12 protein-coding genes and 1 tRNA gene are annotated in these 15,880 nt (G+C 65.6%); 2 read left to right on the forward strand and 11 right to left on the reverse strand.

Annotated features, from left to right (window positions below; genetic code table 11):
* Positions 1-113: 113 nt before the first annotated feature.
* Positions 114-2,789, forward strand: a complete 2,676-nt coding sequence (gene aceE / locus AC5QAB_RS14395) for a pyruvate dehydrogenase (acetyl-transferring), homodimeric type (protein WP_241884375.1) — start codon at positions 114-116, stop codon at positions 2,787-2,789.
* Positions 2,790-2,840: 51 nt separating this feature from the next.
* Here aceE and AC5QAB_RS14400 read toward each other — a convergent pair whose 3' ends face one another.
* Positions 2,841-3,323, reverse strand: coding sequence for a LuxR family transcriptional regulator (locus AC5QAB_RS14400; protein WP_075076276.1), 483 nt, complete (start codon positions 3,321-3,323; stop codon positions 2,841-2,843).
* Positions 3,324-3,544: 221 nt separating this feature from the next.
* Between AC5QAB_RS14400 and AC5QAB_RS14405 the strand changes: the two genes are divergently transcribed.
* Positions 3,545-5,875 carry a TonB-dependent receptor gene (locus AC5QAB_RS14405; protein ID WP_495233466.1) on the forward strand — a complete coding sequence of 777 codons (2,331 nt, stop codon included), beginning with the start codon at positions 3,545-3,547 and terminating at the stop codon, positions 5,873-5,875.
* A 59-nt stretch (positions 5,876-5,934) separates the two neighbouring features.
* Here the strand turns inward: AC5QAB_RS14405 and AC5QAB_RS14410 are convergent.
* From AC5QAB_RS14410 to hfq, 10 genes are all read right to left on the reverse strand, one after another.
* Positions 5,935-6,027 (reverse strand) — tRNA-Ser (locus tag AC5QAB_RS14410).
* 78 nt (positions 6,028-6,105) lie between these two features.
* Entirely contained in the window at positions 6,106-6,309 is a 204-nt protein-coding gene (gene csrA, locus AC5QAB_RS14415) for a carbon storage regulator CsrA (RefSeq protein ID WP_004152909.1), read from the reverse strand.
* 147 nt (positions 6,310-6,456) lie between these two features.
* A complete protein-coding gene (gene alaS, locus AC5QAB_RS14420) occupies positions 6,457-9,105 on the reverse strand; it encodes an alanine--tRNA ligase (protein WP_241884373.1) in 2,649 nt (882 codons plus the stop codon).
* 109 nt (positions 9,106-9,214) lie between these two features.
* Complete coding sequence (recX, locus tag AC5QAB_RS14425; protein WP_046429917.1) at positions 9,215-9,706, reverse strand: recombination regulator RecX; 492 nt, start codon at positions 9,704-9,706, stop codon at positions 9,215-9,217.
* Positions 9,707-9,816: 110 nt separating this feature from the next.
* The gene (recA, locus tag AC5QAB_RS14430) at positions 9,817-10,854 is read right to left on the reverse strand and encodes a recombinase RecA (RefSeq protein WP_005412937.1); all 1,038 of its coding nucleotides are present in this window, start codon (positions 10,852-10,854) and stop codon (positions 9,817-9,819) included.
* A gap of 204 nt (positions 10,855-11,058) precedes the next feature.
* Positions 11,059-11,694 (reverse strand): transcriptional repressor LexA, encoded by a 636-nt coding sequence (lexA, locus tag AC5QAB_RS14435; protein ID WP_032962190.1) that lies wholly within the window; start codon positions 11,692-11,694, stop codon positions 11,059-11,061.
* A gap of 210 nt (positions 11,695-11,904) precedes the next feature.
* Entirely contained in the window at positions 11,905-13,587 is a 1,683-nt protein-coding gene (ubiB, locus tag AC5QAB_RS14440) for a 2-polyprenylphenol 6-hydroxylase (protein WP_032962195.1), read from the reverse strand.
* A 34-nt stretch (positions 13,588-13,621) separates the two neighbouring features.
* Positions 13,622-14,116 carry a CinA family protein gene (locus tag AC5QAB_RS14445; RefSeq protein WP_329857532.1) on the reverse strand — a complete coding sequence of 165 codons (495 nt, stop codon included), beginning with the start codon at positions 14,114-14,116 and terminating at the stop codon, positions 13,622-13,624.
* A gap of 119 nt (positions 14,117-14,235) precedes the next feature.
* A complete protein-coding gene (hflX, locus tag AC5QAB_RS14450; RefSeq protein ID WP_049405705.1) occupies positions 14,236-15,546 on the reverse strand; it encodes a ribosome rescue GTPase HflX in 1,311 nt (436 codons plus the stop codon).
* Between the two features lie 14 nt (positions 15,547-15,560).
* Positions 15,561-15,836 (reverse strand): RNA chaperone Hfq, encoded by a 276-nt coding sequence (gene hfq / locus AC5QAB_RS14455; protein WP_004152891.1) that lies wholly within the window; start codon positions 15,834-15,836, stop codon positions 15,561-15,563.
* Positions 15,837-15,880 lie beyond the last annotated feature (44 nt).

The following is a 15,880-nucleotide window of genomic DNA, read 5'->3' on the forward strand; positions in this document are numbered from 1 at the left end:
GGCCGCGACGGTCGCCCTTCGCGTCACGGCCCCGCCATTGCGACCCCGCTCCAGTGCTGTGCGCCCTGCCGGTGTTGTCGCCCAGGCAGAGCCGGCGCCCTCTGGAGACACTCATGAACCAAGCCCTGACCCCCTTCGATACCGACCCGCTGGAAACGCGGGAGTGGCGGGAATCACTGGAGGCGGTGATGCAGGCCGGTGGCCGGCCACGCGCGCATTACCTGATCGACCAGCTCAGCGAGCTGGATGCGCAGCGGCACGGCGACCTGCATGCGCGCGCGTGGACCGCCTACGTCAACACCATCCCGCCGGAGCGCCAGCCGGCCTACCCGGGCGACCTGGCCATCGAGCGCCGCCTGAACGCGATGATCCGCTGGAATGCGATGGTGATGGTGCTGCGTGCCGGCAAGCACTCCAACGTCGGCGGCCACATCGCCACCTACCAGTCGGCGGCTGTCCTGTACGACGTGGGCTTCGATCATTTCTTCCGTGGCCGTACTGACACCTTCGACGGCGACATGATCTACATCCAGGGCCACTCCGCGCCGGGGATCTACGGCCGCGCGTACGTGGAAGGCCGCATCGATCCAGCGCGCATGGACAACTTCCGCCGCGAAGCCGGTCGCGAAGGCCTGTCCTCGTATCCGCACCCGCGATTGATGCCGGAGTTCTGGCAGTTCCCCACCGTGTCGATGGGGCTGGGCCCGCTGACCGCCGCCTACCAGGCGCGCTACATGCGCTACCTCGAGTACCGCGGCCTGAAGCAGCACCAGGACCGCAAGGTCTGGGCCTTCCTCGGCGACGGCGAGATGGACCAGCCCGAATCGCTGGCGGCGATTTCGCTGGCCGGCCGCGAGCGGCTGGACAACATCGTATTCGTGGTCAACTGCAACCTGCAGCGCCTGGACGGTCCGGTGCGCGGCAACGCCAAGGTCATCCAGGAACTGGAAGGCGCGTTCCGCGCGGCCGGCTGGAACGTGATCAAGCTGATCTGGGGCAGTGGCTGGGACGACCTGCTGGCCCGCGACCACAGCGGCCTGCTGCGCCAGCGCATGATGGAATGCGTGGATGGCGACTACCAGACCTTCAAGTCGCAGAGCGGCGCCTACGTGCGCGAGCATTTCTTCGGCCGTTACCCCGAGCTGCTGGAGCTGGTCGCGCACATGAGCGACGACGACATCTGGGCGCTGGCACGTGGTGGCCACGATCCGCAGAAGGTGTACGCCGCCTACCAGCAGGCGGTGAACACCCGCAGCCGGCCGACGGTGATCCTGGCCAAGACGGTCAAGGGTTTCGGCATGGGCGAAGCCGGCGAAGGCCAGAACATCAACCACCAGCTGAAGAAGATGAGCGCCGATGCAGTACGCGCCTTCCGTGACCGCTTCAACCTGCCGGTCAGCGACGACCAGCTGGAGGAAATGCCCTATCTGCGCCCGGAACCCGGCAGCGCCGAGGCCGCCTACTTCGCCGAACGCCGCCGCATCCAGGGTGGGCAGCTGCCGGCGCGCCTGGCCAAGGTGGATCCGCTGCCGCTGCCGCCGCTGTCGATCTTCAACACCCAGCTGCAGGGCAGTGGCGATCGCGGCCAGTCCACCACCATGGGCTTCGTGCGCATCCTCACCAGCCTGCTGAAGGACCCGGATCTGGGCAAGCTGGTGATTCCGATCGTGCCCGATGAATCGCGCACCTTCGGCATGGAAGGCCTGTTCCGCCAGATCGGCATCCACTCCTACCTGGGCCAGCTGTACACCCCGCAGGATGCCGGCCAGCTGAGCTATTACAAGGAAGCCAAGGACGGTCAGATCCTGCAGGAAGGCATCAACGAATCCGGTGCGATCTGTTCATGGATCGCCGCCGGCACTGCCTACAGCAACCACGGCCTGGCCACGATTCCGTTCTACATCTTCTATTCGATGTTCGGCCTGCAGCGCGTCGGTGACCTGGCCTGGGCCGCTGCCGACGCGCGTACCCGCGGCTTCCTGCTCGGTGCCACGTCGGGCCGCACCACGCTGATGGGCGAAGGCCTGCAGCACGATGACGGCCACAGCCACGTGCTGTCGTCGGTGATTCCGAGCTGCGTGTCCTACGACCCGACCTACAACTACGAACTGGCGGTGATCATCCACGACGGCCTGCGCCGCATGTATGTCGACCAGGAAGACATCTACTACTACATCACCGTACTCAACGAGAACTACCCGCAGCCGGCACTGCCCGAAGGCACCGAAGCCGGCATCCTGAAGGGCCTGTACCTGCTGCATCCGGCAGCCGCCGACAACGCCTTGCAGCCACGCGTGCAGCTGATGGGCAGCGGCTCGATCCTGCGCGAAGTGGAAGCCGCGGCAGACCTGCTGCAGCAGGACTTCGGCATCGCCAGCGATGTGTGGAGCGCGACCAGCCTGACCGAACTGCGCCGCGACGGGCTGTCCGCCGAGCGCTGGAACCTGCTGCATCCGGCCGAAGAACCGCGCGTGCCCTACGTACAGCAATGCCTGCAGGGTCATGAAGGCCCGGTGGTGGTGGCCACCGACTACATGAAGATCGTCGGCGACCAGATCCGTCCCTTCATCAACGACCGCCGCTTCACCGCATTGGGCACCGATGGCTTCGGCCGCTCCGACACGCGTGAATCGCTGCGCACATTCTTCGAAGTGGATCGCCACTTCATCGTACTGGCGGCCCTGAAGTCGCTGGCCGACGAAGGCCGCATCGAACGCTCGCGGATGCAGGACGCGATCGACAAGTACGGCATCGACACCGGCAAGCGCGATCCGGCCGCCGCCGTGTAGGGCCGTTGCATTCACCACGCCTGCCCTGCGGGCGTGGTGAATGCAGCATCGCTACGGCATGCGCTTGAACAGGTTGGTCTGCAGGATCGGCGTACCGTCATGACCGTAGAACGCCTTGGTCTCGGTCATCGTCGCCTGGTCATCCGCCACGGTGTAGATGCGGGTGGAGGCCGGCGTGCCATGGTCCACCAGCTGCATCACCAGCGTGTTCGGTGCAGGCAGTTTCAGGTTGGCCTTGTCCGCGCCATAGGTGCCGGACAGGGCGCCGGGCGTGCCATCCAGGGCCAGCGTGCCGTCGGATTTCATGGTCTTGCCGTCGTTCAGGACGATGTCCACGTGCGAGCTCCAGCGGCCACCACCGGCGTCCTTGAACTCGAGCACCACGTGCTTCGGGCGCTGCGCTTCGGGTAGCGCAGACGTGGCGATATCCAGCGACCAGCGCCCCAGCAGGGGGGAAGGCGAAGTCTCCACTGCCAGCGCCGGAACGGCGGGGAGTGAAAGCGCAGACAACAACACAGCGGACAACAGCTTCATACGTTGCTCCGTTCCAGTGAAGAAGATTCTGCGTGACGCGTTGTGGGGCGCAGCGCCTCGGATCGTGCACAGCATCGGCGCCCGGCGCAAGGCGGGGCGCTGAACACGCGGCAACCTCATTCGCGCCCCCGCGATTTCGGTCTGGCGGCAAGGTCTCATCCGTCCTTGCCGATACAAAGAGTTACGTTATAACATTTCACTTCGCCTTCACGAGTCCTGCCATGCGTCGCCACCTGCTTGCTGCTGCCATTCTGTTCGCCGTCCACACCGCCCAGGCCGCGGACGAACCCACCCTCCCCACCCTCCAGGTCCAGGCCTCCCAGCCCTCGCGCATCGACAGCCGGGTCACCGTCGACAATCCGCAGGCGCAGAACCGCACCCTCGGCGGCCTGCTCGAACACGTCTCCGGCGTGCAGAGCACCGCCTTCGGGCCGAACGCGGGCGCCCCGGTCATCCGCAGCCTCAGTGGCAACCGCGTGCAGATCCTGCAGGACGGCCAGTCCATCCTCGGCATGAACGCGATCAGCGGCGACATCAACATTCCGTTCGATCCACTGTTCGTGCGCAGCGTCACCGTCAACAAGTCCTCGGACACGGTGCGCTATGGCGGCAATGCGATCGGCGGCAGCGTGGAGATCGATTCGGGCCTGATCTCGCGCAGCATGGAAGACAAGGACCAGTCGATGGAACTGGTCCTGCGCAAGGGCTTCAATGCCGCCGATGCGCAGGGCTTCCGCATGAACTTCAACAACCAGCGCAACCTCTCGACCAACCTGCAGGTCTCGCGCCAGCGCATCTCGCACTACGACATCCCCGGCAACAGCAAGGCCCGTGTCTGCAACACCCGACTGTTCCCGCCGACAGGCGGCGTCAACTCGGCGCTGGCCGACAGCTGCCAGAAGGAAGCACGCGTACAGCAGATCTACAACAAGGCCTCGCAGCCTTACATCGACCAGTTCATGACCGAGAATCCTGACTGGGCCGATGGTGAATTCTCGTTCTACACCAACAATCCGACTTCGGTCTGGCAGCGCCGCACCTACATCAATCCGGTCAACCCGGCCTACGTACCCGGCACGCCTTCGTACGTGCAGAAGCAGATCAACAACGACGTGACGCCCGATTACCATCACCGGTTGGGCAACGGCTACGCGAGAAATTCGCAGGTGGCGCTCGGGTCGACCCTGTTCTTCGACCGTGGTTACGTGGGTATCAGCATCGATGCCAAGGACAGCGAGTACGGCGTGCCGGGGTTCTCGATGCAGAACCTGTCGTTCGGTTCCAACTATGCCAACGGGCTGCCGGTGGGGGTGGTGATCAAGCAGGAACGCTATGCACTGGAAGCCCTGCTGCGCAATCCGCTGCCGTGGTTCGAGCGCGCCGAACTGCGCGTTTCCAAGCTGGACAACACCTCGGGCGAGCGGCTGGGTGCCACCCGCGCCAACGACTACGATTTCGAGAGCACCCAGGCCGAGCTGCTGCTCAGCCATCAGCGCGTCGGTCCGCTCAGCGGCATGCTGGGTTTCAGCCACCAGTCGCGTGATGTCACCGGCAGTGGCTCGCTGCGCTACCTGCCTGACGTCGACACCCGCAGCAACGCGGTGTTCCTGAAGGAGACGCTGGACTTCGGCTGGGCCAGTTTCGACGCTGGCGTGCGCCACGAGCGCGTTGACCATGACCTGCAACCAAGCCGCTTCAAGATCGCGCGCAATGCCGCCAACACGAAACTGCAGGACCGCGACTACCGGCTCAACAGCTACAGCCTCGGCTCGTACGTCGAGCTCGGTCCGTTGTTCGCCGCCAAGGTGCGCTACTCGTCCTCGCAGCGCGCACCGGAGATCAACGAGTTGTACGCGAGCAATGCTCACTATTCGGTGATGACCCAGGAAGAAGGCAACCAGAACCTCGAACCGGAGCGCGCGAAGAACCTGGAACTGACCGGCCTGTTCCACCTTGGTGGTTTCGAACTGTCGGCCACCGCGTACCGGATGCGGTACGAGAACTACCTCTACCTCGGCTATTCCGGCCTGCAGACCGCCAACCGCCTGCCGCTGAAGTACTGGAAGCAGACCGACACCACGGTGAAGGGCTTCGAGATCGACGCGTCGCAGGCATTGGACCTGGGCCGCTATGGCACGTTGAACGTCTCCGCCTTCGCCGACCTGGTGAAGAACAAGGCCGACCACCCGGATTCGCTGCGCGCCCACAACGACGGCGAGTATCTGCCGAACATGCCGACCAACCGCTACGGCGCCAACCTGCAGTGGCAGCGCGAAGGCTGGAAGGCAAAACTGTCCAGCACCTACTACGACGCGCAGAAGTACCTGGGTCGCAATGTCAGTGAGGAAATTCCGCTCGACGCATTCAACCTGGTCGACCTGCAGGTCAGCCGCGAACTTCCAGTGCGCAACAGCTACATCGCAGGCGTGGAAGTGTTCGTCAATGGCAGCAACCTGCTCAATGAAGAAGCGCGGCCGCACAACTCGCCGCTGAAGTACATCGCGCCCCTGCCGGGGCGGGGCTTCCAGGTCGGCGTGACGATACGGCTCTGAAGGCCGGCCATAAAGAAAAACGCCTGCAGATCGAGGATCTGCAGGCGCTTCTTTGTATCTGGCGGAGTGAGAGGGATTCGAACCCTCGATAGAGCTTTTGACCCTATACTCCCTTAGCAGGGGAGCCCCTTCGGCCACTCGGGCATCACTCCGGGGTATTCTCCGCGTCTGGTGCGTTGCACCTCAGCGGGGCGTGAATCATAACGTTAATCGAGTGCGAAGGTAAAGCGTTATTCGGCAGAATTTTCGCTACCGGTGCCACCGGCTTCATCACCACGCTGGATGCGCTGGTAGATCTCTTCGCGATGCACAGCGACGTCCTTCGGCGCAGTGATGCCGATACGCACCTGGTTACCCTTGACGCCAAGCACGGTGACGCTCACCGAGTCACCGATCATCAGGGTTTCGCCGACGCGGCGAGTCAGGATCAACATTTTTGTAAGTCTCCATGGAACCGTGTGGAAGGGTATCCCCCACCGGCTTGACGCTCCGTCAAGAAGCGCTACCACGACAAAGGGAAAAGATTCGCAATGGTACCGTCAGCCGTCCCGCTCCTACAAGGAGGGGGACGGCGGGGTTCATCACAGGCGGGGGCTGACCCATTCGACGACTGCAGCCAGCGCAGTGGCAAGGGCGGGCCCGTCCTCGCCACCACCCTGGGCGAGGTCCGGGCGTCCGCCGCCCTTGCCCCCGATCTGACCGGCGATATGGGACAACAGTTCCCCGGCCTTGACTTTGCCCATTGCGCTGCCGTTCACACCCGCGACCAGGGCGGCCTTGCCGTCCTGGGCACCGGCCAGCACGATCACCGCGTCGCCCAGCTGCTGCTTCAGGCGGTCCATGCCGTCACGCAGGGCCTTGGCGTCGAAGCCCTCCAGGCGGGCAGCCAGCACCTTCACGCCGGCGACCTCGACGGCCTGACCGGACAGGTCGGCCGTGGCACCGGCCGCGACCTTGGCCTTCACGGCCTCCAGTTCGCGTTCCAGCTGCTTCTGGCGCTGGCCGAGGGCACGGATCTTCTCGACCACGTCGGCAGCGCTGCCACCGAGCAGTTCAGCGGCCTCGGCCAGGCGGGCCTCTTCGGCGTCCACGTAGTCCAGGGCGCCCTGGCCGGTAACCGCCTCGATGCGGCGCACGCCGGCGGAAACACCGCCCTCGGAGGTGATCTTGAACAGACCGATGTCGCCGGTACGGTTGACGTGGGTGCCACCGCACAGCTCGGTGGAGTAGTCACCCATCTTCAGCACGCGCACGTGCTCACCGTACTTCTCGCCGAACAGGGCCATCGCGCCGAAGTCCAGCGCTTCCTGCATGGCCATGGTGTGCACTTCAGCGGCGTTGTTGGCACGCACCTGCTGGTTGACCTTGCGCTCGATCACCGCCAGCTCTTCCGCGCTGATCGGCTGGAAGTGCGAGAAGTCGAAACGCAGGCGGTCCGGCGCGACCAGCGAGCCCTTCTGCTGCACGTGGGTGCCCAGCACTTCGCGCAGCGCGGCGTGCAGCAGGTGGGTGGCCGAGTGGTTGAGGATGGTGGCGCCACGGCGCTCGCCATCGACCTGGCCGGACAGTACATCGCCGACCTTCAGGCCGCCTTCGGACAAGGTGCCGACGTGGCCATGGAACTGGCCGGCGAACTTCTGGGTGTCCTCCACCGCCAGGCGCACGCCGTTGCCGGCCAGCACGCCGGTGTCACCGACCTGGCCGCCGGATTCGGCATAGAACGGGGTCTGGTTGGTGATGACGATGACCGAATCACCGGCATCGGCCGACTGCACCGGACGACCGTCCTTGAGCAGGGCCAGCACGCTCAGGCCGTCGGCCTGCAGGCGGTCATAGCCCAGGAACAGGGTCGGGCTCAGCGTTGCCACCAGCTCGGCCGGCAGGGTCACGCCGCCGCCGAACTTGCCGGCCGCCCGTGCGGTTTCGCGCTGCTGTTCCATCGCGGCATCGAAGCCGGCGATGTCGACGGTCAGGTCGCGCTCGCGCGCGATGTCCTGGGTCAGGTCGAGCGGGAAGCCATAAGTGTCGTACAGGCGGAACGCGTCAACGCCCGGGATCACGCCATTGCTGGCCTTGCCGGCCACGTCCTCGAAGATCTTCATGCCGGCGTCGAGGGTTTCGGCGAAACGCTCTTCTTCGGCCTGCAGCGCACGGGTGACGGTGTCCACCGCCGCCGGCAGCTCTGGATAGGCCTCGCCCATCTGCTCGACCAGGGTCGGCACCAGCTTGCTGAAGAACGGCTGGCGCACACCCAGCATCCAGCCATGGCGCAGGGCGCGGCGGATGATACGGCGCAGCACGTAACCGCGGCCTTCGTTGGACGGCAGCACGCCATCGACGATCAGGAACGAACAGGCACGGATGTGGTCGGCAATCACGCGCAGCGACTTGTTCTCCAGGTCGGCGGTGCCGGTCAGCTCGGAAGCCTTGCGGATCAGCGCCTGGAACAGGTCGATCTCATAGTTGGTGTGCACGTGCTGCAGGATCGCCGCCAGGCGCTCCAGGCCCATGCCGGTATCCACGCACGGTGCCGGCAGCGGCACCAGGGTGCCGTCGGGCTGGCGGTCGAACTGCATGAACACCAGGTTCCAGATCTCGATGAAACGGTCGCCGTCTTCGTCCGGGGAACCCGGGGGACCACCGGCAATATGATCACCGTGGTCGTAGAAGATCTCGGTGCACGGGCCGCACGGGCCGGTGTCGGCCATCTGCCAGAAGTTGTCCGAAGCGAACGGCGCGCCCTTGTTGTCGCCGATGCGTACGATGCGCTCTTCCGGAACGCCGACCATGTCGCGCCACAGTTCGTAGGCTTCGTCGTCGGTCTGGTACACGGTGACCAGCAGGCGTTCGGCCGGCAGCTTCCAGACCTGGGTCAGCAGCTCCCAGGCCCAGGCGATCGCGTCCTTCTTGAAGTAGTCGCCGAACGACCAGTTGCCCAGCATTTCGAAGAAGGTGTGGTGGCGCGCGGTGTAGCCGACCTGGTCGAGGTCGTTGTGCTTGCCGCCCGCGCGCAGGCAGCGCTGCACGTCGGCCGCGCGCACGTAGCTGCGCTTTTCCGCGCCAAGGAACACGTCCTTGAACTGCACCATGCCGGAGTTGGTGAACAGCAGGGTCGGATCATTGCCCGGCACCAGCCGCGCCGACGGCACGATGGTGTGGCCTTTACCCTTGAAGAATTCAAGGAAGTCGCTGCGGATCTGGGATGTCGTGAATTTGGCGGATGCGTTCATTGGGGGCTGGCAGTCTGCGGGCCGGCGGACCCGGACCACCGGCCGCGTTGGCCAGGGTCGCGAGGGACCGCCGAAAACCTAAAGGGTATCAGGCCCGGCGCCGCCAGTCTCAGTCATCCGGGTCGTAGCGGGTCGCGCGGCGGATGCTGTCGCCGTCGAAGCCCCGCCGGGCCAGCAGATCGGCAGCCTTGCGCCGCTGCGTCAGGTCCTGCGGGCCGGCCTCGCCAAAGCGTCGGCGGACCAGATCACGGGCGTTTTCCTGCCAGTCGCCTTCGTAGCTGTCCATCGCTGCGGCAATCGCGGCACTGTCCAGGCCATGGGTCCCCAGCTCGGCGCGGACATGGATCGGCCCATAACCGGTGTTGGCGCGCATCCTCACCAGGTTCTCGGCAAAACGGGTGTCGTCCTGCCAGCCGGCCTCGGTCAACTTGGCGACAGCGGCCTGCGCGGCTTCGTCTTCGATGCCACGGGAGGTCAGCTTGCGGGTGAGTTCCTTGCGCGAGTGCTCGCGGCGGACCAGCAGGCCCAACGCCCGTTGCACGGGGGTCTGCTCACGAGGCCGGCGCTTGCGGCCGGTCGGAATGTCTTCGGCGTCGGACATGGGTACTCCAAGGGTGGCGCCATCCGTGGCGCCCAGCCCATCCCTGGGCGATTCGAACCTGCGGGGCAGGGCGACGTCACTGACGGCGCCACCCTGCCCCACAGCAAGCCTTATTCGTCTTCGCCTTCGTCGTCGCCTTCCTCGCGGGCCGCTTCGGCCGGCTGGAATTTCTCGCGCAGCTCGGCCTCGAGCTTGGCGGCGACAGTCGGGTTGTCGCGCAGGTAGCCGCGGGCGTTGTCCTTGCCCTGGCCAATGCGTTCTTCACCGTAGCTGTACCAGGCGCCAGCCTTCTCCACCAGCTTGGCATCCACACCCATGTCGATCAGCTCGCCTTCACGGCTGATGCCTTCGCCATACAGGATCTCGGTGATGACCTGCTTGAACGGAGGTGCCAGCTTGTTCTTGACGACCTTGATCTTGGTCTGGTTACCGATGATCTCGTCACCCTTCTTGATCGCGCCGATACGGCGGATGTCCAGGCGGACCGAGGCGTAGAACTTGAGCGCGTTGCCGCCGGTGGTGGTTTCCGGGCTCTGGCCCGGCATCATCACGCCGATCTTCATGCGCAGCTGGTTGATGAAGATCACCAGGGTGTTGGAGCGCTTGATGTTACCGGTCAGCTTGCGCAGCGCCTGGCTCATCAGGCGGGCCTGCAGGCCTGGCAGCTGGTCGCCCATCTCGCCTTCGATTTCGGCCTTCGGGGTCAGCGCGGCGACCGAGTCGATCACCAGGATGTCCACCGAACCCGAACGGACCAGCATGTCGGCGATTTCCAGCGCCTGCTCACCGGTGTCCGGCTGCGACAGCAGCAGGTCGTCCACGTTCACGCCCAGCTTGGCGGCGTAGATCGGGTCCAGCGCGTGCTCGGCGTCGATGAAGGCCGCGGTGCCGCCCATCTTCTGGCATTCGGCGATGGCCTGCAGGGTCAGGGTGGTCTTGCCCGAGGATTCCGGCCCGTAGATCTCAACGACACGGCCCTTCGGCAGACCACCAATGCCCAGCGCGATGTCGAGCATCAGCGAACCGGTCGGGATGGCTTCGACGGGCTCGACCACGCGGTCGCCCATGCGCATCACCGAGCCCTTGCCGAACTGCTTTTCGATCTGGCCCAGAGCTGCAGCGAGGGCGCGCTTCTTATTCTCGTCCATCGGATTGGTCCTTGCAGAGGTCGTGTCGTTGGAGTTGCTGTCTTTGGGGGTCTTCTTTGCCATGGGTTCACTTTAAGTCGGACGTATCGCACAGGCTGAGATTCTGCCCGGCGCTCTGAAAAGAATTATCGGACATCCGTACCAACCTCAGTGGAACCAGAGAATCGCCACAAAAGACCGCGGGGTAATGCGCTACGGAACGGGTCAACGGTTGGGCCGCAACAGGCCGCAATAGAGGCCCTCGATCGCGAAGTCCTGATCCGGCAGCACCTCGATCGGCTTGTAGTCGGGATTGCGCGGCAGCAGGCGGATGCGATCCTTGGCGATCTTCAGCAGCTTGACCGTGATCTCGTCATCGATGCGGGCCACCACGATCTGCCCGGAATGGGCGTCGCGGGTGCGGTGCACGCCGATCAGGTCACCGTCGAAGATGCCCTCATCGATCATCGAGTCGCCCTGCACCTTCAGCAGGTAGTCCGGCGCCGGCGAGAAGAACACCCGGTCCAGCACCACGAAATCGTCCGAGCCGATGTCGGCACCGATCGGCAGGCCGGCCGCAACCCGGCCCAGCACCGGCAGCCGCAGCACGCTGTCGGCCAGGCCCGGCTCGGCCAGCTTCTCGACCGGCGGTGCCTGCACCAGGCGGATGCCGCGGGCCTGACCCGGGATGCGACGGATCGCACCGGCCTGCTCTAGGGCTTCCAGGTGGTACTGGGCCGCGCGCACGCCCTTGAAGCCGAATGCGCGTGCGATTTCAGTCTGCGACGGCGGTGCGCCTTCGCTCTCGATACGCTCGGCGATCAACTGCAGGATCGCCTGCTGGGTGTCGGTCAGGTCCATGGTTAGTAGTATTACTACTAATATGCGCGACTGCAAGTGCCGGGGCGATCGGGGTGGTGCGGGCTTGTTGGGCCGAGGCATGCTCGGCAAGCGCGCGAACGCCCCGCCGGCGGGCAAAAGCAAAAGCAAATGCAGCCGACTGGCAGTCGGCTCTACAGGAATCGCTGTGCGATTCCGCGGTTCCCAGCGGGAACCGCTGCGGCAAGCACACTAGGTGTGCTTGCCGCTTCTCCATATCGAAACCAGGATCCATACGCCGCAGAAGCCGGCGCCGATGAATCCGCACACGCCCAGCGCCAGCAACCAGCGGCTGGAAACCCCGCCGACGCTGTGCATCACGATCGACGAGCCGATGATCAGCGCGGCCGTGATCACGCCCACCACCAGTCGGTTCGCGGCCCGGTTCACCTGCTCGCCAAAGCCCTGCAGCGCGGTGGTCTCCACCTTCAGCTGGAGGCGCCCACGGCGCGCCGCCTGGACCAGCTTGCGCAGGTCGCGCGGCAACTCGCCAGCGAAGTCGACCAGGCCCAACAGGCTGCGCCGGCCGCGCTTGAGCAGCGCCCTGGGCGCATAACGCTGCAGCACCACACGCTCCAGGAACGGGCGGGCGGCGCTGGCCATGTCGAAATCCGGATCCAGCTGCCGGCCCATGCCTTCCAGGGTCAGGAAGGCCTTGATCATCAGTGCCAGGTCGGCCGGCAGGGTCAGGCTGTAGCTGCGCAGCAGCTGGGTGATGTCGCCCAGCATCAGGCCGATGCGCAGGTCCTTCAGCGGCACGCCACGGTACTGGTCGACGAACTGGCTGATGTCGTGCTGCAGCCGGTTCTCGTCCACTTCCACGCCGCCGGCCCAGTCCAGCAGCACGTCGGCCACGCCCTGCGGGTCCTGCTCGACCAGGCCGTGCAGCAGTTGCGCGACCTGGAAGCGGCGCACTTCGGACAGCGCGCCGACCATGCCGAAATCGATCACGCCGATGCGGCCGTCACGCAGGTAGATGATGTTGCCGGGGTGTGGATCGGCGTGGAAGCTGCCGTCCTCCAGCACCATCTTCAGCACGATGCCGGCACCACGCCGCGCCAGCTCGCGCCGGTCCAGGCCCGCCGCATCGACGCCAGCCAGATCGCGGCCGGGAATGCCGTCGACGAAGTCCTGCACGTTCAAGCTCTCGCAGGTCCACTGCCAGTGCACCTTCGGAATCAGTATGTCGTCACGGCCGCTGAAGTTGCGCGCGATGCGTTCGGCATTGCGGCATTCGGCGGCAAAATCCAGCTCGCGGCGCAGCGATACGGTGAACTGCTGCACGACCTCGGCCGGGCGATAGCGACGCAGGTCCGGCAACCGGGCCTCGACGATCTCGGCCAGCCGCGCCAGCAGCCGCAGGTCGGCCTCGACCACGTCGCGGATGCCGGGACGCCGCACCTTCAGCACCACCTCACGACCATCATGCAGCCGCGCGCGATGGGCCTGCGCCAGCGAGGCGGCGGCCATCGGGGTTTCGTCAAGGAAGGCGAATACCTCCGCCGGCGACGCGCCCAGGTCGGCTTCGAGCTGCCCGCGGATCTCGGCGTACGGCAGCGCCGGCACCGCGTTCTGCAGTTCGGACAGCTCGGCAATCCACTCCGGCGGCAACAGGTCGACGCGCGTTGCCAGCACCTGGCCAAGCTTGACGAAGGTCGGGCCAAGATCCTGCATCGCACTGCGCACGCGCACCGGTGCGGTCATCCGCAGCAGCTCCTGCCGGTCCTCGTTCCAGTGCAACAGGCGCCCTGCCCGCTCCAGCGTGCTGGCCAGGCCGATGCGCCGCACCACGTCGCCGAAGCCGTAGCGGATCAGGACAACGGCGATTTCCTGCAGTCGGCCCAGGTCACGGACCGTGCCCAGCGTTTCCCACATCATGCGTGCTCCGGACGGTTACCGGAGCAGCATGTCACAGCTGGGCGTCGATACCGTGCAATGCCGCCGCCACGGTTTGCCGGCGGATGGCTTCGCGGTCGCCATCGAACTGGAACAGCTCGGCGCGGGCGTAACCACCGCGGCGCTTCCAGCCGATCCAGACACTGCCGACTGGCTTGTCCGGACTGCCACCGCCGGGGCCGGCGATACCGGTCACCGCCACGGCGATGCCGGCACCGGAATTGACCAGCGCACCGGACACCATCTCCAGAACGGTTTCGCGACTGACCGCGCCGAACTGTTCCAGCGTCTGCGCACGCACGCCCAGCAGGCGCTGCTTGGCTTCATAGCTGTAGACCACCATGCCGCAGTCGAAGAACGCCGAAGAACCGGCGATGTCGGTCATGCACTTGGCGATCCAGCCGCCACTGCAGCTTTCGGCCGTGACCAGCTGCAGCGAGGCCTGTTGCAGGCGCTGCCCGAGCGCGGCGGACTGGGCATTGAGATCGGCGTCGGTGGGGATGGACATCGGCATGACGGTGGGGTGAAGAACCCCGTTGTACCGCAGATGACAGCCGGATGTCGCGCCCCTCCGGCACGATTGCGTTGCCGGCCAGCGGCCGGCACCACCAGCCATGGGCCGCTAGCTCACCACTCCGGCAGTTTCTCCGGCAGCAGCGCCCGGATCGGCGCGCCATCGGCACTGGCGGCCAGCTTCTCGGCTTCGGCAATCGGCAGGTCCACCTGCAGCAGCCAGCCCTCTTCATCGGCCTGTTCGCTGCGGATCACTTCCAGCTGGTGCAGGCGCGCACGCAGGCGGCCGGCATCCGGCGGCAGGCGCAATTCACCGGTCACGTGCTGCAGGCCAAGGCGCTTGCCCAGCACTGCCTGCAGCAGCTCAAGGCCCTGCCCGTCACGCGCGGAAATCCAGACACGTTCACGACGCGACTCGTCGGGCACGCCATCCTGGCCATCGTGGCGGACGTCGGCACCGTCGATGCGATCGATCTTGTTGAACACCAGCAGCTGCGGCAGGTCACCGGCACCGACCGCGGTCAGCACCTCGTCCACCTGGGCGATGCGCTCCTCGCGGTGCGGATCGGCGGCGTCGACCACATGCAGCAGGAAATCGGCCTCGCGTGCCTCGGACAGCGTCGAGCGGAACGCGGCGACCAGATCATGCGGCAGGTCGCGGACGAAACCGACGGTGTCGGCCAGCACCACGCTGCCGCCCGGGACCGCGATGCGGCGCACGGTCGGGTCCAGCGTGGCGAACAGCTGGTCGGCGGCATAGGCCTCGGCGCCGGTCATGGCGTTGAACAGGGTCGATTTGCCGGCGTTGGTGTAGCCCACCAGGGCCACGCGCGGCAGCTCGCTGCGCACACGCGCACGGCGCATCTGGGTGCGCTGCACTTCAACCTTCTCCAGGCGCTTCTGCAGCTGCTCGACCCGCTTCTGCAACAGGCGGCGGTCGGTTTCCAGCTGGGTTTCACCCGGGCCACGCAGGCCGATCGAACCGCCGCGCTGGCGCTCCAGGTGGGTCCAGCCGCGAACCAATCGCGTAGCCAAGTGACGCAGCTGCGCCAGCTCGACCTGCAGCTTGCCCTCGTGGCTGTGTGCACGCTGGGCAAAGATGTCCAGGATCAGACCGGTGCGGTCGATCACCCGGCGCTCGAGGAAGCGTTCCAGGTTGCGCTCCTGACCCGGGCTCAGCGCATGGTTGACCAGGATCAGGTCGGCGCCACTGGCATCGGCCGCGGCCTTGATCTCGTCCAGCTTGCCGCTGCCGATCAGGGTTGACGGATTCGGACGGTCCAGGCGCGCGGTGATCGTCGCGGCGATGCTGGCCCCAGCCGAGCGGGCCAGATCACCGAACTCTTCCAGCACATCGTCTTCCAGCTTGCCGAAATGGGGCTGGATCAACAGGGCGTGTTCGCCCTTTTTCGAGCGGTCAAACATTCACCGCTCCGGTATTACTCGTCTGCTTCATCACCTGCCTGACCACCTTCACCCGACTGCACGTAACCACCGCCCGGACCGACCTTCACGTTGCGTGCCGGAACCACCGTGGAAATGGCGTGCTTGTAGACCATCTGACTGACCGTGTTGCGCAGCAGGACCACGAACTGGTCGAACGACTCGATCGTGCCCTGCAGCTTGATGCCGTTCACCAGGTACACCGAAACCGGCACGCGCTCGCGCCGCAGTGCGTTCAAGAAAGGATCCTGCAGCGATTGCCCCTTGGACATTGCACACTCCTGATTATTGTTCTTATTGGGTTGCCGACGGTTGC

The sequence above is a fragment of the Stenotrophomonas sp. YJH_SMC_127 genome (genome assembly GCF_059372445.1).